Source organism: Dactylosporangium sp. NPDC049742, assembly GCF_040674675.1.
Taxonomy (GTDB): Bacteria; Actinomycetota; Actinomycetes; order Mycobacteriales; family Micromonosporaceae; genus Dactylosporangium; species Dactylosporangium maewongense.
Window position 1 is genome coordinate 129007 of record NZ_JBFANF010000014.1, and the last position, 20600, is coordinate 149606.

The 20600-nt window shown below is 69.0% G+C and carries 17 protein-coding genes; 6 read left to right on the plus strand and 11 right to left on the minus strand.

The annotated features are described in order from the left end of the window. Positions 1 to 68 precede the first annotated feature (68 nt). The 5 genes from AB0J72_RS19930 to mtnA form a co-directional block, all read right to left on the minus strand. A complete protein-coding gene (locus tag AB0J72_RS19930; protein ID WP_363400680.1) occupies positions 69 to 686 on the minus strand; it encodes an MAE_28990/MAE_18760 family HEPN-like nuclease in 618 nt (205 codons plus the stop codon). A gap of 20 nt (positions 687 to 706) precedes the next feature. Further along, on the minus strand, positions 707 to 1810 hold the full coding sequence (locus AB0J72_RS19935) for a DUF262 domain-containing protein (protein ID WP_363400682.1): 1104 nt from the start codon (positions 1808 to 1810) through the stop codon (positions 707 to 709). A gap of 410 nt (positions 1811 to 2220) precedes the next feature. Beyond that, a complete protein-coding gene (locus AB0J72_RS19940; protein WP_363400684.1) occupies positions 2221 to 2343 on the minus strand; it encodes a hypothetical protein in 123 nt (40 codons plus the stop codon). Positions 2344 to 2406: 63 nt separating this feature from the next. Then, entirely contained in the window at positions 2407 to 2787 is a 381-nt protein-coding gene (locus AB0J72_RS19945) for a hypothetical protein (protein WP_363400685.1), read from the minus strand. Between the two features lie 51 nt (positions 2788 to 2838). After that, on the minus strand, positions 2839 to 3885 hold the full coding sequence (gene mtnA, locus AB0J72_RS19950; RefSeq protein WP_363400687.1) for an S-methyl-5-thioribose-1-phosphate isomerase: 1047 nt from the start codon (positions 3883 to 3885) through the stop codon (positions 2839 to 2841). 133 nt (positions 3886 to 4018) lie between these two features. On the opposite strand from mtnA, the gene AB0J72_RS19955 reads away from it, so the two are divergent. Further along, positions 4019 to 4408, plus strand: a complete 390-nt coding sequence (locus tag AB0J72_RS19955; RefSeq protein WP_344501285.1) for a hypothetical protein — start codon at positions 4019 to 4021, stop codon at positions 4406 to 4408. Between the two features lie 3 nt (positions 4409 to 4411). Continuing rightward, on the plus strand, positions 4412 to 5446 hold the full coding sequence (locus AB0J72_RS19960) for a PHP domain-containing protein (RefSeq protein ID WP_363400689.1): 1035 nt from the start codon (positions 4412 to 4414) through the stop codon (positions 5444 to 5446). Here AB0J72_RS19960 and AB0J72_RS19965 read toward each other — a convergent pair. After that, positions 5342 to 6334: a DMT family transporter gene (locus AB0J72_RS19965; RefSeq protein ID WP_363400691.1), complete on the minus strand. Its 993-nt coding sequence runs from the start codon at positions 6332 to 6334 to the stop codon at positions 5342 to 5344. The two genes, AB0J72_RS19960 and AB0J72_RS19965, sit on opposite strands and share 105 nt — an antisense overlap. A gap of 133 nt (positions 6335 to 6467) precedes the next feature. Here AB0J72_RS19965 and AB0J72_RS19970 point away from each other — a divergent pair, with 133 nt between their 5' ends. Next, positions 6468 to 8141 (plus strand): DUF885 domain-containing protein, encoded by a 1674-nt coding sequence (locus AB0J72_RS19970; RefSeq protein WP_363400693.1) that lies wholly within the window; start codon positions 6468 to 6470, stop codon positions 8139 to 8141. A gap of 3 nt (positions 8142 to 8144) precedes the next feature. Next, positions 8145 to 9236: a CoA transferase gene (locus AB0J72_RS19975; protein WP_363400695.1), complete on the plus strand. Its 1092-nt coding sequence runs from the start codon at positions 8145 to 8147 to the stop codon at positions 9234 to 9236. Here AB0J72_RS19975 and AB0J72_RS19980 read toward each other — a convergent pair. Then, on the minus strand, positions 9224 to 10867 hold the full coding sequence (locus AB0J72_RS19980) for a DUF6114 domain-containing protein (protein WP_363400697.1): 1644 nt from the start codon (positions 10865 to 10867) through the stop codon (positions 9224 to 9226). The genes AB0J72_RS19975 and AB0J72_RS19980 overlap by 13 nt on opposite strands. After that, on the minus strand, positions 10842 to 11486 hold the full coding sequence (locus AB0J72_RS19985) for a DUF6230 family protein (protein WP_344501279.1): 645 nt from the start codon (positions 11484 to 11486) through the stop codon (positions 10842 to 10844). The genes AB0J72_RS19980 and AB0J72_RS19985 overlap by 26 nt, the downstream gene beginning before the upstream one ends. Positions 11487 to 12123: 637 nt before the next feature. Here AB0J72_RS19985 and AB0J72_RS19990 point away from each other — a divergent pair. Together AB0J72_RS19990 and AB0J72_RS19995 are read left to right on the plus strand one after the other, a co-directional pair. Further along, positions 12124 to 14964, plus strand: coding sequence for a PQQ-dependent sugar dehydrogenase (locus tag AB0J72_RS19990; protein WP_363400699.1), 2841 nt, complete (start codon positions 12124 to 12126; stop codon positions 14962 to 14964). 175 nt (positions 14965 to 15139) lie between these two features. Next, positions 15140 to 17455: an AbfB domain-containing protein gene (locus AB0J72_RS19995; protein ID WP_363400701.1), complete on the plus strand. Its 2316-nt coding sequence runs from the start codon at positions 15140 to 15142 to the stop codon at positions 17453 to 17455. Positions 17456 to 17504: 49 nt separating this feature from the next. Here AB0J72_RS19995 and AB0J72_RS20000 read toward each other — a convergent pair whose 3' ends face one another. From AB0J72_RS20000 to AB0J72_RS20010, 3 genes are read right to left on the minus strand one after another with little or no spacing between them, the layout of a single operon-like run. Continuing rightward, the gene (locus AB0J72_RS20000) at positions 17505 to 18824 is read right to left on the minus strand and encodes an FtsX-like permease family protein (RefSeq protein WP_363400703.1); all 1320 of its coding nucleotides are present in this window, start codon (positions 18822 to 18824) and stop codon (positions 17505 to 17507) included. Then, positions 18821 to 19561, minus strand: a complete 741-nt coding sequence (locus AB0J72_RS20005; protein WP_363400705.1) for an ABC transporter ATP-binding protein — start codon at positions 19559 to 19561, stop codon at positions 18821 to 18823. The genes AB0J72_RS20000 and AB0J72_RS20005 overlap by 4 nt, the downstream gene beginning before the upstream one ends. Beyond that, positions 19558 to 20538: an efflux RND transporter periplasmic adaptor subunit gene (locus tag AB0J72_RS20010; RefSeq protein WP_363400707.1), complete on the minus strand. Its 981-nt coding sequence runs from the start codon at positions 20536 to 20538 to the stop codon at positions 19558 to 19560. The genes AB0J72_RS20005 and AB0J72_RS20010 overlap by 4 nt, the downstream gene beginning before the upstream one ends. Positions 20539 to 20600: the final 62 nt, after the last annotated feature.

Here is a 20600-nt window from a genome sequence, read left to right on the forward strand (position 1 = left end):
GCGGAATTGGCCCCCCTGTGATCCCAACTACGGCGCGCTCTGCTACCCCGAGTATGAATTTCTGCCACTTAGGCGCGATATGATTTAAGAGCGGCGCTATTGAGAATTTGGCGGGCGATATCGTCCATTACGCTCAGGATTTCTTGACGTAAATCAACCCAGTCGGTGAGCGCTATAAAATCGTTCTCGCCGTGAGCTATGCGATTACGCGACGCAAGTAATTGCTCGTCAATAAGGTCGCGGAGCGGTTCGTATCTGGTGCAATCACAACCTATTGATACCAGAATGTCTTCAAGTCGATCGAAATTCAAGTTCGAGAGAGTTCGCACAGCGTCTCGCGTATCGGGAATACGCGCCGGTTCACCAGCAAGCTCTCGCAATTGTCGAACTACTGCGGTGTGAATACTTGAGCGTCCAGCCGTCCCAAGCTTCGTCACCTCACTCCGGAGGGAAAGTCCGACGAGCTCAGGCCGGAGCTGATCCCATGTGAGATTTAGTTTCGACAGGTAGCAAAGGTAGGCATGGGCGGCATTTTTTACAAAACCTTCCCAATGCGCATAAAGCAAAGCTACCGCACCCCTGAGAAGCGCACGTTGGATATGCCGGTCGGCGCGTTGTACCTGGTTTCTGAAGACAGACATCTCCTTCTTTCGCCAGGCAAGGTCGGTTGAAATGACCTCGTCCAACGCGTCGAGCGTCCTTACTCTCACGGTTTGAAGTGATTCTTCGCGGCGGGAACAATGGCTGGAATCCTGGTCGTACCGCGGACACCGCCTCTTGCTTGAGTCTTAAAAGCAGGCAGCGACCAGAGCAATGCAACCTTGTTCCGCAGTTTCTCATCACGATTGCCCGTTGTCAGCCAGGCGTCTATGTTGTGTCCAACACCTGCTGTTATGGCCTCATATGCCGAAACCGAGAATCCGCCCATGAACCGCTTCTTCGAAGCGTCATACCGACGAAACGATTCGGATCCCAGGGCAGCGCTAAGCATGGAGAAGATGCTGCTGAACTTGCTGGCGACATCGTCGCGATCCAGCGTTGAGTCGACGGCGAAGGCTAGCATCTTGTCCGTTAGGAAACTGTCCACGTCTGGCATTGCGCGAAGTTCAAAGTCCGTGCTACGCGAGAGTGCAAGGTATCGACATACGAGCTCAACATCGTACTGCTGCTCAGCTTGACGTGTTGACATAAGGGTGCACTCTTGAAAGCCGTCGACGGCACGAAGGCCCATAATCCATTTAAAGAATGATCGGTCGGCCATGATGAGCTGAACATTTCTTACTTCCTGCGCTGACGCGCTCTCACCTCCGGAATTCAGCCTGTCGAAAAGCTCATACTTGGCCTTTTCGTCACTTTCGGGCAACAAGATTTTGACGTCTATTTTGCTTCGTTTAAAGCCAATTCGCTGTCCTGCACTGAGCGTCGGACCTTCGTCGGACTCGAACGTCATGCCATGCAAAGACGGCAGATATTTTGTTGCCGTAAGAGTGCTCGGGGGGCGCGGCTCGCCGTTATCCTCATCTAGAAGTTCACCCGTGAACTCCAGGATCGTCGAAATCCTCTGAAGGCCGTCGATCAGTTCCCAAACTCCATCGTGGCGTTGCATCACAAAAACTGATGGCAGGGGAATTCCGAGCAGGATACTTTCAATGAGACGCGACTTCTTCTCCTGCGACCAACGGAAAAGTCGCTGAAACTCGGGTCGAATGACCAGCTCACGACTGCGGTATAGGTTGATCAGCTCGCCGATCGACATGGAGTATGCATCCGCCTTGACGGTTGACCGTCCGGCATCGATCTCGCCCTGCAAGGTCATTATGTACCACTCCAAAGACGTCCCACCCGCCGCTACGACTCTAAACTACCGAGTGCGCCCGGTCTGCCTCCGAGCGGCTGGCACCAGCTTGGGCCGGGATCTCGTCGTCTCAGTTGTCGTCTCATTCGCCAACGTCCGTCAGCACCATGAGCGTCCGGCGTGCCTCCCCAGGCGCAGGTCACGGACGGTCCGGGCCGCTACCGGACGCTGGTGGGCAGACCTCGAAAGCGTGTGAAGGTGCAAGCCTTCCCGGGGTTCGAATCCCCGCGCCACCGCACCAAGGCCAGCGCGAACGCCCGGGTCGTCGTCCCAGACGACGCCGGGCGTTCGGCGTTTTGGTCTCAGTCCGTCGCAGTTGTGATCACCCGGTGGTGTGCGGCAGTTCGCACGCGCTGGACCTGCCGTCAGAAGAAGCTCAGGTGTGGCAGAAGCTTGGTGGCAGCTTCGACGATCGACTGGGCCTCGGCGTGTGCCTCCGTCACCTCGGCCGCAGTGGTGCCGGTTTCCTGGGCGGACAGGTACTCCAATTCGTTGCGACGCCTCCGCAGGGCGCCGAACCCGCGGAAGTGGCTTTCGTGCGCCGCCGTGGGCTAGTCGGTGGCGTCACGGTCGATGATTGTTACCAAGGGCGACGCCTTGATCTGTTGGACGAGGGCGTCCGAAGCATCCTGCCACTGCTGCGGCGACCGCATCGTCGGGTTCACAGGCAGGCCGAGGCGGTCCTGTGCGGCGTCCGCCGCTTCGTAGACGGCGGCACGCGCGGGGGTACCCACCACCAGCACATCCACGTCGTTGGGCAGGGCTCCCGGTTGGCCGTCGTGCCGCGCCGCCCAGGAACCGTAGATGTACACGCGTCGCACGTCGCGCACGTCGGCGAACGCTTCGCCGACGACCGTCTGCGGTCCGAACGTGAGCAACAGCAGCTGGCTGAGGACGTGCGCGACGCGGTGCTCGGTGGCAGCCCGCAGCAACTCACGGCACTGCGACGTCGCCGTATGACGACGCGGGCACGTGGCTTGTGGTCATTGCTCGAGGGCGGGGTGGGTTGCGGGGTGGGGCAGGCGCGAGGGGGCGGTGCGTGGGGCGTCGGTGGCGTGGTGGGGCGGGCGGGGTGGGGTGGGGTACCAGATGCGGGTGTCGGTGACGATGGCGGTGACCAGGGAGGCGGGGGTTACGTCGAAGGCGGGGTTCACCGCGGGGGTGGTTGGAGGGGCGGTGGTGCCGACGACTTCGGCGGGGCCGCGGTCCTCGATCTCCACGTCGGCGCCGGTGGGGGTGGAGAGGTCGACGGTGGATTCGGGGGCGACGCAGATGAAGGGGATGCCGGCGGCGCGGGCGCCCAGGGCGTGGGCGTAGCTGCCGACCTTGTTGACCACGTCGCCGTTGGCGCAGATGCGGTCGGCGCCGAGGATGACGGCGTCGATCTCGCCGCGGGCCATGAGGAAGGGGCCGGCGGAGTCGACGGAGAGGCGGTGGGGGATGCCGGCCTGGGCGAGCTCCCAGGTGGTCAGGCGGGCGCCCTGCAGGAGGGGGCGGGTCTCGCTGGCGGTGACGCTCGCGAGGGTGCCGCGGCGGTGCAGCTCGAAGGCGACGGCGAGGGCGGTGCCGCCGACGACGGTGGCCAGGGCGCCGGTGTTGCAGTGGGTCAGGAGGCGGGCGGACGGGCCGCAGAGGGAGGTGACCAGGTCGGCGCCGCGGCGGGCCATCTCGGTGGAGGAGTGGATCTCCTCGTCGCGCACGCGCAGCGCCTCGGCCAGCACGGCGGGGAAGGACGGCAGGTGGGCGGCGGCGCGGTCGACGCCGCGGGCGAGATTGACGGCGGTCGGGCGGGCGGTGGCCAGGCGGTGCACCAGATCGCGGACGACCGCGGGGTCGGAGGACGAGGCGGCCGCCAGGGCGACGCCCATCGCGCCGGCGACGCCGAGGGCCGGCGCGCCGCGCACGGCCAGGCGTTTGATGGCGTCGACCAGTTCATCCACAGTGGACAGGCGGAGGTGGACCAGCTCAGATGGCAGCAGGGTCTGGTCGATAAGGACTACGGCGTCGTCGATCCAGTCGATCGTTCGCATGTCAACTCCCAACGGTCATGATTTTCGGAAACGGCCAACACGAAACGTTGACGCGCGTACATTCGCGGTTATGAGCACCGGATTGGCGCTCGCGACGGTCTTGGGTCTGTTGACGGCCGGGCCGGTCGCGTTGATGAGAATTCCGACAAACCTGCAGCTGACGGTCACCGACACGGCCCTGGTCATCGAGCCGCAGGGGCTGGACAGCTGGTGGACCGGGACAGGAAGGGTCGAGGTGCCGGTCGAGGAGATCGCCTCGATCAGGATCGTGCCGCGGTCCGAGGCGCCGGCGGTGGCCAAGCGGCTGCGGCCGGGGGCGCTGCACATCGACGGCGTGATCACGGCGGGCGTGCACGACGGCACGTTCTGGGACGTGCGCGGCGGCGACCAGCTGCTGATGATCACCTGCCGGCCGGAGTCCCGGCACAAGGCGCTGGTGCTGCAGTTCGCCAACCCGTTCGCGACACTGACGAGGACACGGACGGTGGTCGCGCACCGGCCGTCGAGGAGCACTACCTTCTAGGGCATGAGGGATCCGCTCGCCGATCTGCGGCGCATCGCGTTCCTGCTGGAGCGAGCCGGCGAGAAGACCTACCGGGTGCGCGCGTTCCGCGGCGCGGCGGCGACCCTGGCGAAGCTGCCGGAGGGCGAGCTGGCCGCGCGGGCGGGCAACGGCACGCTGAAGGACCTGCAGGGCGTCGGCGAGGTGACCGCCCGGTGCGTGGTCGAGTCGCTCGCCGGCGAGGAGCCGGTCTACCTGCGCCGCCTGGAGTCGACCGCGGGGCAGGACCTCGACGAGGCGACCGCCGCGATGCTGGCGGCGCTGCGCGGCGACTGCCACGCGCACTCGGACTGGTCCGACGGCGGGTCGCCGATCGACGAGATGGCCCTGGCGGCGGCCGCCATCGGGCACGAGTACCTGGTGCTCACCGACCACTCGCCGCGGCTGACGGTGGCCCGGGGGCTGTCGGCGGAGCGGCTCGCCGAGCAGCTCGACGTGGTCGCCGACCTCAACGCGGGCTTCGCGGAACTGGGCATGCAGTTCCGGATCCTGACGGGCATCGAGGTCGACATCCTCGCCGACGGCTCGCTCGACCAGACCGACGAGCTGCTGGAGCGGCTCGACGTGGTGGTCGGGTCGGTGCACAGCAACCTGAAGGACGAGCCGGACGTGATGACCCGCCGCATGGTCACCGCTCTGGCCAACCCGCACCTGGACATTCTGGGCCACTGCACGGGTCGCCTTATCACGGGCGGTCGTGGCACCAGGCCAGAAAGCCGGTTCCATCCGGAGCAGGTGTTCGCAGCAGCGGCTGAGCACGACAAGGCGATCGAGATCAACTCGCGGCCGGAGCGGCTCGACCCTCCGAAGCGGCTGCTGCGACTCGCCCTTGAACAAAACTGCAAGTTCTCGATCGACACCGACGCGCACGCGCCCGGGCAGCTCGACTGGCTGTCAAACGGCTGCGCGCGCGCCGTCGCCTGCGGGGTGCCGCTCGACCGGATCGTCAACACGCTTCCGGCCGCCGAGCTTAAGAGCTGGACCCAGTCGCACAAATAGCCCCTGCGAGATGCCGACGCCGCACAGGACGATGATGCCGCCGACCGGCTGGTTCCAGGTCAGGTGCTCGTGCAGGACGACGACGCCAGCCACGGCGCCGACGAAGGGCGGCAGGTAGGTCACCATCGAGCCGGTGGTGATCCCGGCGGTCCGCACGACGTGGTTGTTCAGGGCGAAGGCGATCCCGGTGCCGAACACGCCGAGCGCGACGACCGCCAGGTAGACCCGCGGCGAGTGCGACAGCGGCGACGGCGGCGCCCCGGCGATCAGCGGCGCCGCGACCAGCAGCTGCAGCGTCGACATGGTGAGCTGGCCGACCGACAGCTGCAGGGCCGACAGCTCGAAGTTCTTCATGAGCCAGCGGGTGTAGTTGAACGCGATGCCGTAGCAGGTGACCGCGCCGAGGAGCATCAGCTGGCCGGCCAGCGACGAGCCGCCGACCCCGTTCCAGACGCCGAGGACCACCAGTACACCGGCGAAACCGGCGAGAAGTCCGAGGATCTGCCGCCGGGAGGGGCGCTCGGACCGCATCGCGACCAGGGTCACGACGAGCGTGGTGAGCGGGGCGGTGCCGTTCCAGATGCCGGCGAGGACCGACGGGACCCGCTGCTCCGCGTAGCCGAAGAGCGTGAAGGGCACCGTGGTGGCGACGGTCGCGTAGACGAACAGGTGGACCCAGAGGCGGAGCCCTCGCGGCGGGCGCAGGCCGCGGGCGAACAGGAAGATCAGCAGGGTGAGCGCACCGAGGAGGATCCGGTAGCCGGCGACGTACACCGGCTCGAGCTCGACCAGCGCGTCCTTGATGAACATGAAGCTGGTGCCCCAGATCAGGGCGACGGCCAGGAAGGCCGGGAGCCAGCGGGACGCGTCAGGAGCGGGAGACGTCATGGGCCTTACTTTGCTCCCGCCGAAAACAAAAAGTCGCGCGGATTTCGGACGTCTGGGCGCAGGTCAGTCCACCAGTTGCGAATTGGCCTCGACAAGGGCGACAGCGCAGGACGCAGTCCCGTAGGGTCGGCGCGTGGGATCTATCGATGACATCGCCAACAGCTATGTCGAGCAGTGGGCGCCCCTCGACCCGACCGGGGCGACCTTCGTCGGAGTGGCCGGGTATGACGACAGGTTGACCGACCTGTCGCCCGACGGTTTCGCAGCCCTCGCCGACCTGGATCGGCGCACCCTGGCCGCCCTCGCGGCGCAGACGCCCACCAGCGAGAGCGAGCGGGTGGCCAGGGAGGCCATGCAGGAGCGCCTGGGGCTCGCCCTGGAGCGGTTCGAGGCCGGCGACATGACCAGCGACATCAACGTCATCTCCAGCCCGCTGCACGGGGTGCGGAGCTCGTTCGACCTCATGGCGACCGAGGGCGAGGAGGCCGCGACCAACGTCCGCGACCGCCTGGCCGAGGTGCCGGTCGCGCTGGATCAGTGGCAGCGCTCGCTGCTGCACGCCGCGCAGCAGGGGCACGTGGCGCCGGCCCGGCAGATCATCGAGGTCGCCAAGCAGTGCGAGGTCTGGGCCGATCCCGAGGGTGACAACTTCTACCCGGACCTGGCCGCGAAGGTCGGCGCCGGCCACAAGACCGCACTCGCCGAGGAGCTGGCGCGCAACGCGGTGGCGGCCCGCGCCGCGACCGTCGCGCACGCGGAGTTCCTGCGCCGCGAGCTGGCGCCGCTGGGCCGGGAGAAGGAGGCCGCCGGGCGCGAGCGCTACCAGCTTGCCTCCCGCTACTTCCTCGGCGCCACCGTCGACCTCGACGAGGCGTACGCGTGGGGCTTCGAGGAGCTCGCCCGCCTCGAGAGCGAGATGCGCACCGTCGCCGACAAGATCGTGCCCGGCGGCTCGGTCGACGACGCGGTCGCCGCGCTCGACGCCGACCCGGCCCGCACGATCCGCGGCAAGGAGGCGTTCCGCGACTGGATGCAGTCGCTCGCCGACGCGACCGTGAGCGAGCTGCACGGGCGGCACTTCGACATCCCCGAGCAGGTCCGGCAGATCGAGTGCATGCTGGCCCCGACGTCCGACGGCGGCATCTACTACACCGGGCCGAGCGAGGACTTCTCCCGCCCGGGCCGCATGTGGTGGGCGGTGCCGCAGGGCATCGAGGAGTTCTCCACCTGGCGCGAGGTCACCACCGTCTACCACGAGGGCGTCCCCGGCCATCACCTGCAGATCGGGCAGACGTACGTGCGGGCCGAGCTGCTCAACCGGTGGCGCCGCATCCTGGCGTGGTCGTCCGGCCACGGCGAGGGCTGGGCGCTCTACGCGGAGCGGCTCATGGACGAGCTGGGCTACCTCGCCGACCCGGGCGACAAGCTCGGCATGCTCGACGGCCAGGCGTTCCGCGCCGTCCGGGTGATCATCGACATCGGCATGCACCTGGAGCTTCCGATCCCCCGCGACAACCCGTTCGGCTTCGCGCCGGGCGAGCGGTGGACCCCGGAGCTGGGCTGGGAGTTCCTGCGCGCGCACTGCCGGGTCGAGGAGAAGAGCCTGCGCTTCGAGCTCAACCGCTACCTGGGCTGGCCCGGCCAGGCGCCGGCGTACAAGCTCGGCGAGCGCGCCTGGCTCGCCGCCCGCGACGACGCCCGGGCCCGCAAGGGCGCCGACTTCGACCTGAAGGCCTTCCACCGCGACGCGCTCAACCTCGGCTCGCTGGGCCTGGACCCGCTGCGGGCCGCGCTGCAGAGAATCTAGAGCGTGGGCCCCCTCGACGGCATCCTCGTCGCGGACTTCTCCAGAGTCCTCGCCGGGCCGATCGCCACCATGACGCTCGGCGACCTCGGCGCCGACGTCGTCAAGGTGGAGCGGCCCGGCGCGGGCGACGACACCAGGTCGTGGGGGCCGCCGTTCGCCGCCGACGGGCGCTCGACCTACTTCCTGTCCGTCAACCGCAACAAACGCGGGCTGGCGCTGGATCTGGGCACCGACGACGGCCGGCGACAGGCGCTCGAGTTGGCGTCGGCGGCGGATGTACTGGTGGAGAACTTCGCGCCCGGCACGATGGAGCGCTTCGGCCTGGGCTACGAGCAGATCGGCAATCCCAGGCTCGTCTACGCCAGCGTCACCGGCTTCGGGCGGCGGCACCACGCCCCGGGGTACGACTTCCTCGTGCAGGCGGTCGGCGGCCTGATGTCGATCACGGGCGACCCGGCGGGCGCGCCGACGAAGGTGGGCGTCGCGCTGGTGGACGTGCTCGCCGGCCAGCAGCTGACCGCGGGCGTCCTGGCGGCGCTCTACGCCCGGGAGCGGACCGGCCGGGGGCAGCGGGTCGAGGTCGACCTGCTGTCCAGCCTGCTCGCCGGGCTGGTCAACCAGGCCTCCGCCCACCTGAACGCCGGCGTTGTGCCGCGGCGGATGGGCAACCGGCACCCCAGCATCGCGCCCTACGAGACGCTGCGGGCGAGCGACGGCGAGTTCGCGGTGGCGGTGGGCAACGACCGGCAGTTCGAGCGGCTCTCAGCGGCGCTGGGGCTGCCGCCGGATGACCGTTTCGCCACCAACGCCGGGCGGGTCGCCGGCCGTGCGGCGCTCGTCGCCCAGATCGAGGCGGTGACGGTACACCGGCCGACAACGCACTGGATCGAGCTGCTGGGATCGGCGGGCGTGCCCTGCGGGCCGGTGAACACGGTGGCGGAGGGGATCGCGCTCGCGGAGCGGCTGGGCCTGGCGCCGGTGGTGGACATCGATGGTGCCAGGTCGGTGGCGTCGCCGATCAGACTGTCGGAGACGCCGGTGACCTATCGACTTCCACCACCGGCGCTGGCCGATGAGTCCGTTCAGGACGCGTAGGCGATGCTCAGCCCGGGGGCCCGAAGGACGTTGGACTGCACGTACACCAGCTCGATGTTGCAGTTGGTGTAGTACCCCGGCAGCGGGATCGGCGGCGGCGGGAACGACGGGGTGAAGGTCAGCGGCAGGATGCCCAGCACGTTCGCGGAGAACTTCGACGTGTAGAACTTCACGTTGCCCTCGACGGTCAGCTTGCTGCTCTTCGTCAGCAGCAGCCTCGGCGCTCCGGGGGTCCGCAGCTCGAACGGGGTCGACACCGACTTCTTCATGCTGAACGCCAGCACCTTGACCTTGCTGCCGTCCTTCTTCGTCAGCTCCGCCACCCCGTCGTAGACGAGGCTGTCCATCGTCATCTGGTCGGCGATGAGGATGGACGGCGCCGACGCCACGAAGGGCTGACCGGCCGCGACCTGGGCCTTCTTGTCGTTCGGGGTGGCCGACGCGCTCGGGCACGGTGCCTTCGCGGGAGACTTCGTCGCCGTCGAGGTCGTGGCCGGCGCGACCGGGGACGCGGTCGTCTCCGCCTGCGCCGCGGGCGGGGCCGCGGTCGCCGACGCGGTGGTCTCGGCCTTCTTGTCGTCACCGCCGCCGAAGAGGTCGCCGAGCCAGTCGAACAGGCCCGGCTTCTCCTCCGCGGTCTTGGTCGGCGACGGGCTCGGGCTCGGCGATGCCGGCGCGGGCGCCGACGTCGCGCCGCCGCTGGGCGCCGGCTGGGTGCCGGTGCTCGGCTTCACCGACGGGGAGGCGCAGGTGGCCGGCGCCGCGAACGCCGGCGTGCCGCCGTGGGCCGCGCCGAACAGGGCCGATCCCGCGACGGTGCCGGTGAGCAGCAGCGCGAACAGCGGGATGCCGAGCCCGCGCCGCCTCGGCAGGTCCTCGTTGCCCGACGGCGGCCGCTCGTCGTCGGCGCTGCCGGCCCCGCCGTAGGACGGCGCGTCGTGCAGCGGGCTGCGCTGGGAGATCGGCAGCGAGTCGGTCAACACCCCCGACGAGTGCCGGGGGACGGGCTGCTCCCGGGTCGGCTCGTCGGTCTCCTTGCGCAGCGACGGCCGCTCGTAGCCGGTCGGCTCGTCCGGTTCGTCGCTGAGCAGGTCGTCGAGCTGCGCCGGCTCGTACGTCGCCGTGTCGTCATCTTCGGCGGTGGTGGGCTCCGCGGGGGTCCCGGGCGACCAGGAGGCGGCCAGGCCGCCGCCGATGACGCCGAAGATCATGCCGAGGAAGAAGCCGCCCAGGTTGAGCCCGATGATCGAGTACAGCGCGGTGAGGGTGCCCAGGATGCCGTAGAACAGCCGCTGCGCCGGCGACAGCCAGGTCAGCAGACCGCACAGCAGCAGCATCGCGGGGATGACGTAGGACAGGAAGCCCGTCGGACCGAAATGGACCTCCAGGGCGAGCTGCAGGTTTGCGCTGAGGAACAGTTCCAGCCCTGACAAGAGCAGGAACAACCCACCCCAGAAAGGACGCGAGTCGCGCCACTTGCTGAAGCCACCAGCACGACGCTTGACGTGCGAAGGGTGGGGAGTGGTCACGGAGTCCTCCAGCTGAAAAGACTGACTGCAAACAACTGGGCCCGCGGGTGTGACGCCGCGGGCCCAGGCGGTGGAGCTAGAAGCACTCGAAGGGGGTGCCACCGGTGGAGAGGCTCAGGTCGAGACCGGTCAGCTTGAACGTGCCGGCCGTGGTCGACCAGGCGACCTGCTTCAGGTTGGTGATGACCACGCTGTCCGCCTGCTGGGCGAAGCTGCCCTGCAGGCCCTTGGCGTTCGGGCCGCCCTTGCTCAGGTCCGACGCGTCGATGCCGATCTGGATGTTCTCGAACGTGGCGTCACCCTTGAGCGACGTCAGGTCGATCAGCAGGTCGGTCGCCTCGGCCGGGGCGCCAGCGGCCTGACCGGCGTGGATCACCATGCTGACGGGCAGGCCGGGGACCTTCACCGACTGGCACAGGTTGTAGAGCTTGGCGGACTTGATGCCCGAGACCGCGACGAAGTGGTTCTTCGGGTCGGCCGGGTTGGCGGGGTTGCCGCCCTTCTCCGTGGCGAGGCCGCCGTACTGGACGAAGCCGGTGCCCTCGAGCTTGTCGGCGGAGACCTTGAACTGCTGGCCGGAGACGCTGAACGACGCGGCGATCGCGCCGGTCGCCTGGCCGAAGACGATGGCGCCGGCGATGAAGGCGGAAGGCACGACGACGGTTGCGAAACGCTTCCATCGCGTGCGGCCCTTCACCGCGCTGCCCTGAGCTACGGACACGAGAAGCTCCTCTTGGGTCGCGGGGGTGCGTGCGGTGCTGCGCTCCTGTCACTGCGGGCGCTCGCACCGGTCTGGGTGTCTCGACGCCCCGGCCGGCCCTGCGCGCGCAGGGGGTGGAACCGGGGATTGGGGCGTGCGGACGATGTTGCCGCCTGCGTCGTGCGCGGACAAGGCCCGTAGTTACTCGCCGGTAACGGCTCAAGTCCAGAATTCTTACGCTCCGTAATTGGTTACCGGAGCGTTTCCAGCGCGTGACCACCCTTCAAAGCGCGTAAAGACGGACAAAAATCGCGTGTGACGGTTACCACATGTGAGCAATCTGGCACGAGGTCACGGTTTTATAACGACAAACCTCAGAGGTTCTCAATGTGCACATCGACTGCCATGAGTTTTCCGTAGAACGGCCGAAATGCCGCATCTCGAAAAACTCGGCATTGCCGTTTGCGGGCCACGGTGGTTAGTTAGCTCTGATAACTAACACGGTGGCCGCCATCCACCGCCACGGTTGTCCCTGCCCATATCTCTGCCCGCGCGCGCGAAGGGTCGGCGCCCCGGTCGCGAGCGGTCCTCAGGTAGCGCGATCGGCGCGCGTCTTGCCTGGCTGGCACCCCCATCAGCCCAGGAAGGACACCCCGCAATGGCACCATCCCAGCGCCGGTGGAGAAGGCTGCTCACCGCGGCCACGCTCGCCGCCGGCAGCTCCGCGACGGCCGCGTTCGTCCACGCGCCCGCCGCCTCGGCCATCCCCCTCCCCGCCTCCGACTATCAGCACGTCCAGCTGGCCCTCGGCAGCGCCGAGCTCGGCGAGCCGATGTCCCTGGCGGTGATGCCCGACCGCACGGTGATCCACACGGCCCGCGACGGCACAGTCCGGGTCACCGACGCCGCCGGCAACACCAAGCAGGCCGCCAAGCTGTCGGTCTACACCCACGACGAGGAAGGCCTGCAGGGCGTCGCCGTCGACCCCGGCTTCGCCACCAACCGCTGGGTGTGGCTGTACTACTCGCCGACGCTGTCCACCCCGGCCGGCGACGCGCCGAAGACGGGCACCGCGGCGGACTTCGCGCCGTGGCAGGGGCACCTCAACCTGTCCCGCTTCACCATGAAGGCCGACAACACGCTGGACCTCGCCAGCGAGAAGATCGTCATGACCGTCAACAACGACCGTGGCCAGTGCTGCCACGTCGGCGGTGACATCGACTTCGACGCGGCCGGCAACCTGTACCTGACCACGGGTGACGACACCAACCCGTTCGAGTCCGGCTCCTACGCGCCGATCGACGAGGTGACCAACCGCAACCCGCAGTTCGACGCGCAGCGGTCCTCGGCCAACACCAACGACCTGCGGGGCAAGGTCCTGCGGATCAAGCCGAACACGGACGGCACGTACGCCATCCCGTCGGGCAATCTGTTCGCCCCCGGCACCGCGAAAACCCGTCCCGAGATCTACGCGATGGGCCTGCGCAACCCGTTCCGGATGAGCGTGGACAAGCCGACCGGCATCGTCTACCTGGGCGACTACGGCCCTGACGCGGGCGCCGCCGACCCCAACCGCGGCCCCGGCGGCCAGGTCGAGTTCAACCGGATCACCGGCCCCGGCAACTACGGCTGGCCGTACTGCACCGGCACGAACACGACGGCCGAGACCTACAACGAGTGGAACTTCGCCACCAACACCACCGGGCCCAAGTACAACTGCACCGGCGGCCCGACGAACAACTCGTTCCGCAACACCGGTCTGACCACGCTGCCCGCGGCCAAGCCGAGCTGGATCCGTTACGGGTTCGACTCGACCCCGCCGGAGTTCGGCGGCGGCTCGGAGTCGCCGATGGGCGGCCCGGTGTACCGCTACAACGCCGGCCTCAACTCGGCCGTGAAGTTCCCGCAGACCCTCGACGGCCAGTTCTTCGCCGGCGAGTACGGCCGCCGCTGGATCAAGCCGATCAAGGTCAACGCCGACGGCTCCCCCGGTGAGATCTCCACGTTCCCGTGGGCCGGCACCCAGGTCATGGACATGGCGTTCGGCCCCGACGGCGCGCTGTACGTGCTGGACTACGGCACCGGCAGCAACAACCAGGCGCTGTACCGGGTGGAGTACATCGGCGGCGGCAACCGCGCCCCGACGGCGAAGATCACGGCGTCGGTGACGTCCGGCCCCGCCCCGCTGACGGTGAGCTTCTCCTCGTCCGGCAGCTCGGACCCGGAGGGCGGCGCGCTCACCTACGCCTGGGACTTCGACGGCAACGGCACCACCGACTCGACGGCCGCGAACCCCACGTACACCTACACCACCAACGGCACGAAGACCCCGACGCTGACCGTCAAGGACCCCACGAACCTCACCGGGTCGGCGAGCACGGTCGTCACCGTCGGCAACACCGCGCCCAAGGTGACGCTGACGACCCCGGCGGACGGCCAGCTGTTCAACTTCGGCGACACGGTGCCCTTCACGATCAGCGTCACCGATCCCGAGGACGGCACGATCAACTGCGCCAAGGTCAGCATGACCTACTCGCTGGGGCACGACAGCCACGCTCACCAGATCACCTCGAAGACCGGCTGCACCGGCTCGATCGCGGTGCCGGTGGACGGCGAGCACGACGCGTCGGCGAACATCTACGGCGTCTTCGACGCGGCGTACACCGACAACGGCGGCCTGACCACGCACGTCATCCGCACCCTGCAGCCGAAGCACCGGCAGGGTGAGCACTACAGCAGCCAGTCGGGCGTGCAGGTCGCCCCGCACGCCGCGGCCGAGGGTGGCAACACCGCCGGCTTCATCGAGAACGGCGACTGGATCGCCTACACGCCGTACCTGCTGAACAACGTCACCCAGTTCACCGCGCGGGTGTCCTCGGCCGGCGCCGGCGGCACGATCGAGGTCCGGGCCGGTTCACCGACCGGCACGCTGCTCGGCACCGCCACGGTCGCCCCGACCGGGGGCTGGGAGACGTTCGCGAACGTGACGGCGAACCTGGCCGCCGGCCCGGCCGCGGCCACCACGCTGTACCTGGTGTTCAAGGGCGGCACGGGCTACCTGTTCGACGTCGACGCGTTCACGTTCACGACCGGCACCGTCAGCGCCGGGCCGACGGTCAGCCTCCGGTCGCTGACGAACAACCAGTACGTGACGGCGGCGAACGCGACCACCGCGCTGATCGCCAACTCGGCGACGATCGGCACCGCCCAGCAGTTCGAGCTGGTCGACCTCGGCGGCGGCAAGGTCGCCCTGAAGTCGAAGGCGAACGGCCAGTTCGTCTGCGCGGAGAACGGCGGCGCGAACCCGCTCCTGGCCAACCGCCCCACCGCCGGGTCGTGGGAGACGTTCAACCTGATCCGCAACGCCGACGGCAGCGAGAGCCTGCAGGCGACCGTGAACAGCATGTACGTCGTCGCGGAGAACAACGGCGCCGGCTCGCTCATCGCGAACCGGGCGGCGATCGGGCCCTGGGAGAAGTTCGAACTCGTCGGGGCCTGACGATGTTGGAAAATGTTCGGTCCAGCGCCGCGCTTGTGCGGGATATTGATGTGTGACTCTTGACACTTCTCGTTGGATCGTGAGGTTATGTGTTGGTCCGTGGGGACGTCTGACGCCCCCACGGATCAGCCTCGGCCGCCACCGGGGCTGACGCATACCTCGAGGAGCCACTCGTATGAAGCTCTCCAGATGGTTCGCGCTCGCGCTGGCACCGTTGCTGGCCACGGCGGGCACCGTGATCGCCACGGCCGCCCCCGCGAGCGCATGGACTCCGAAGACGCCGCCGATGACCACCCCGTGGACCAACTCGGTGCCCACGGCGAACCCGCTGCCGGAGTACCCACGCCCGCAGCTGACCCGCACCGACTGGCAGAACCTCAACGGCATCTGGGACTTCGCGGTCACCGGCAGCGGCCAGACCAGCCCGCCCGGCACGTTCGGCGAGCAGATCCGCGTCCCGTTCCCGGTCGAGTCCGCGCTGTCCGGCATCCAGCGCAAGGTCACGGAGAACGACCGGCTCTGGTACCGCCGGACCTTCACGGTCCCGTCCGGCTGGGCCGGGCGCCGGGTCCAGCTCAACTTCGGCGCGGTCGACTTCCAGACCACCGTGTGGGTCAACGGCACGCAGGCCGGCGCCGTGCACAGCGGCGGCTACGACGCCTTCACCTACGACATCACGAGCCTGCTCAACGGCGGCACCAACACGATCGTCGTCGGCGTCTACGACCCGACCGACGCGGGCACCCAGGCGGTCGGCAAGCAGCGCCGCAACGACGTGCTCCCGCACGCGGGCGGCGGCATCTTCTACACCGGCGCCTCCGGCATCTGGCAGACGGTCTGGCTGGAGCCGACCCCGACGGCCCGGATCACCCGTGTGGACCTGGTGCCGAACCTGTCCAACAACACGCTGTCGGTCAACGTGCAGGGCGCCGGCCTGTCCGGGCACACCGTGACCGCCACCGTCCTGAACGGTACCACCCAGGTCGGCACCGCCAACGGCGGGACGGGCACCGCGTTCAGCGTCCCGGTGCCGAACGCGCACCGCTGGTCGCCCAGCGACCCCTTCCTGTACAACGTCCGCGTCGACCTCAAGAGCGGCTCCACGGTCGTGGACTCGGTCGGCAGCTACGCCGGCATGCGCTCGATCTCGATCGGTAACGTCAACGGCAAGCTGCGCATCCTGCTCAACGGCCAGTTCGTCTTCCAGTCCGGCACGCTGGACCAGGGCTACTGGCCCGACGGCATCTACACCGCGCCCACCGACGCCGCGCTGCGCTCCGACCTGCAGGCGCACAAGGACCTCGGCTTCAACATGGTGCGCAAGCACATCAAGGTCGAGCCGCAGCGCTGGTTCTACCACGCCGACCAGCTCGGCCTCCTGGTGTGGCAGGACATGCCCGCCATGCCGACCGGCAAGAACCCGACGACGGCCGCGCGGACCCAGTGGGAGGCCGAGTACCACCGCATCATCGACCAGCACCGCAGCTCGCCGGCGCTGGTCATGTGGGTCGACCAGAACGAGGGCTGGGGGCAGTACGACCAGGCCCGCATCGCCAGCGACGTCAAGGCCTACGACCCGTCGCGCCTGGTCAACAACATGAGCGGGGTCAACTGCTGCGGCTCCGTCGACGGCGGCAACGGCGACGTGGTCGACAACCACATCTACGTCGGTCCCGGCTCCACGCTGCCGACCGCGACCCGCGCCGCGGTGCTCGGCGAGTTCGGCGGCCTGGGCCTTCGCGTCTCCGGTCACGAGTGGTCGCCCGGCAACGGCTTCAGCTACGAGGACCAGGGCAACGCCACGAACCTCAACAACCGCATCGTCGGCCTGTACGACCAGCTCCGCACCGGCGGCATGCCGGCGGGCCTGTCCGCGTCGGTCTACACCGAGATCACCGACGTCGAGAACGAGAGCAACGGCTTCCTCACCTACGACCGCCAGGTGATGAAGGTCGACGTGGCCCGGTTCCGCGCGGCGAACCAGGCGCTCATCAACGCCTCGACCAACCCGCCGCCGCCGGCCACGCTGCCGACGAACGTGTACCGGTCGTTCCGGGTCGTGACGCCGTGCTGCACCACCCGGTACATCAGGCACCAGAACAGCCTGGGCTACACCGAGGTCGTCGACGCCAACAGCAGCACGCTGCTCAAGCAGGACGCGACCTGGAGGATCGTGCCCGGCCTGGCCGACGCGTCGTGCTACTCCTTCGAGTCGCGCAACTTCCCGGGTCAGTACCTGCGGCACCAGGCCTACCGGGTGCGCAAGGACCCGAACGACAACTCGGCGCTCTTCAAGGCCGACGCCACCTGGTGCGCCCAGCAGGGCACGGGCGGGGTGCGGCTGACCGCCTGGAACTTCCCCGGCCAGTTCCTGCGCCACCGGGCGTCGGAGCTGTGGCTGGCGACGCCGGGCGGGCCGAACGCGTGGGACAACCCCACCAGCTTCACCGAGGACACCACGTGGTCCGTGGAGAACCCCTGGGCTCCGTAGTGGTCCTGCTGTAGGGAGGGGGCGCTCTTTCGAAGGGCGCCCCCTTCTTTCATGCCCGCATGACCGTGGCGATCGGGATCCGCGCGGCGCGGATGGCCGGGATCAGGCCGCCGAGCAGGCCCGCCACCAGGCCCGCGATGACGCCGGCGACCCCCGCCTGCCACGGGAACGTCATCTCCTGCAGCTGCGGCACCCGCGAGCCGAGCAGCCCGGCGCCCACGTCGAGCGCCACCACCGCCAGGCCGATCGCGGCGGCCGCGGTCAGCAGGCCGGTCAGCAGCGTCTCCGCCAGGACGATGCCGGCCAGCAGCGAGCGGGGCGTGCCGACCGCCCGGCGCAGCGCGAACTCCTCGACCCGTTCCCCCACGGTCGCCAGGCCGACGTTGAGGATGCCGGCGACGCCGATGAGCAGTACCAGGGCGGCCATGCCGAGGAAGATCCAGCGGATGATCGCCAGTTCGCCCGCGATGTCCTTCCGGGCGTTGATGGTCTCCACGTGCAGCATCTCCTGCGGTACGCCGAGGCCGGTGAGCTTGCGGGTCACCAGCGCCTCGGTCTCCCCGGCGCCGGGGGCGAACAGCAGCTGCAGGCCGGGGCCGTACATCTGGTTCGCCGACGGCTTCGGCATCCAGTTGCGCATCTCGTCGGCCCGCACGTACGCGGTCGGCTGGGGGTTGCCGTCGTCGACGACGCCGATGATGCGGGGCGTCGGGTTGGCGGTCGCGCCCTCGACCCGCATCTCCGCCGGGATCTGGTAGCGGGTGAAGCCCTTCGCCGCCTCCTTGTTGATCACCAGGCGGGGCGAGTAGGAGGGGTCGCCGCCGAAGTCGAGCCAGTCGCCGCTGACCGGGCGGAACGGGCGGAACTGCCGGACGTCGCCGGTCAGGCCCTGCAGGACGACCTCGATCGCCTGCCCGCGGGGCGGCTGCGCGACCGGCTCCATCGGGCGGCACATGCCGGTCATCGGGTCGCAGTTCATCGGCATGGCCGGGCCGTAGTAGCCGCCCTCGTTGTTGTCGAACGGCGCGGCGCCCTGGTTGATCGGCAGCACGTCCGGCTCGCCGATGATCGCCTGGTAGCCCAGCATGCCGACGGCGCCCGGCTTGCCCATGACGGTGGTGAGGGCGGCGTCCATCGCGTCGGGCATCGGCGGGATGTACATCTGCCGGGTGCCGTCCTTGCCGACGTGCAGCTCCAGGTCGGCGAGGCGCAGGGTCTTCGCCGTCTCAGCGCCGGCCTGGACGGTGACGACGGCGAGGACGCCCAGGAACAGGCTGATCATGGACAGGAAGGTGCGCAGTTTGCGCGACCTGATGCCCTGCCCGCCGATGATGAGCGCCGACCGGAGCCGCCCCGACAACCGGATCATGCCGGCACCTCCGTCGCGCCCCAGCCCGGTGCCGTCAGCACTTCCGTCGGGCTCTGGTCCGCCGCCGTCAGCACGCCGCCGGTGAGGGTCAGCACGCGCTGCATCTTGGCCGCGTGGGCGTGGTCGTGGGTGACGAGGATCAGCCCGCAGCCGCGGTCGGTGGCGGCGCGCATGACCTCGATGACGAGGTTGCCGGTCTCGGTGTCCAGCGCGCCGGTCGGCTCGTCCGCCAGCAGCAGCCTCGGCTGCCGGACCAGGGCCCGGGCGACCGCGACCCGCTGCTGCTCACCGCCGGAGAGCTTCGCCGGCCGCTGCTTCGCCAGGTGCGCGATGCCGACCAGGTCCAGCGCCTCCAGCACGCGGGCGCGGCGGTGCCGGCGCGGCAGCCAGCCCTGCCCGTTGACCAGCGCCATCGCCACGTTCTGGGCGGCGGTCAGGTGCTTGAGCAGGAAGAAGCGCTGGAAGACGAAGCCGAACTGGGCGCTGCGCAGGGCGGCGGCCTTCCGCTCGGGGATGCGGGCCAGGTCGCGGCCGTCCATGAAGTAGTGCCCGTCGTCCGGCCGGTCGAAGAGGCCGATGAGGCTCAGCAGGGTGCTCTTGCCCGACCCGGACCGGCCGAGGATCGCGACGCTCTCGCCGGGGTCGACGGTCAGGTCGACGCCGTCGAGGATCACCCGGGGCTCCTGCTGGCCCTTCAGCGTCTTGGTGATGCCCACCATCTCGATGAGCGGGCTCATTTGCTGAACCCGGGCATCGGCTCCCCGCCGTTGTTCTTGGCGGCCGGCAGGTTCGGCCCGGGCACGGCGACCGTCTCGTCGCCGGTGAGGCCGCTCTTGATCTCGATGACCTTGCCGTCGCTGAGGCCGAGCGTCACCTCGCGGGTCTCCCGGGTCTGGTCGGCCTTGACGACGTCGACCTTCCCCTTGCCCTGCGAGCCGGCGACCGCCTCGACCGGCAGGACCAGCGCGTTCGCGGCGCGGGCGGTGATCACCTCGACCGTGGCGGCGGCGCCGTTGATCGCCTTGACCTCGGTCGGCGGCACGCAGACCAGGCGCATGCCCGTGGGCTCGGAAGGCTGCTGCTGCTGGCCGGTGACCCTCGGCTGCGGCACCGGCGCGGCCGACGGGTTGGGCGTCGGCGTGACGGGCTCCGGGATCGTGCCCGCGGGCAGGGCGGCGAGCGTGCCGAGGACCGTGCAGGGGAACGGCCCCGGGCCGCTCTTGATCTGCGCCTGCACCGACTCGAGCTGGTCGGAGATCTGGTACGCCTGGGCGCCCTCGATGTCCGCGACCACGCCGTAGCCGACCTGTTTCGCCGAGACCACCGGCATCCCGGCGGTCACCTTGGACCGGTCGTCGACGAGGCGGCCGCTGAAGACGGCGCCGGCCGGCACCTCGATGGGGGTGGCCTTGCCGCCGGCCCAGATGTTGGCGACCTTGGTGGGCTTCGTCGGCGTGCTCGTCGACGCCTTCACGTCGAGGTAGCGGATCTCGCCGTCGATCGGGGCGACCAGGCCGAACGTCGGGCTCAGCTGCACCTTGCCGGTCAGGCTCACCTTGTTGGTCAGGTCCTGCCGGGTCGGCTTCACCGTGGTCATCGTGAGGCCCCGGTCGGCGAGTCCGGGAGTGCGCACCTCCTCCGGGCCAGATGCCGTGCAGGCGCCCAGTGCACTGATCGCACCGGCGGCGGCCACCGCGAAAAGGATTCGTCGCACCCGGGTTCACCCCCAGCAAGGATCGAAGTCCGGCAAAGGGTAGCGGTCGATCGGGTGAGGCG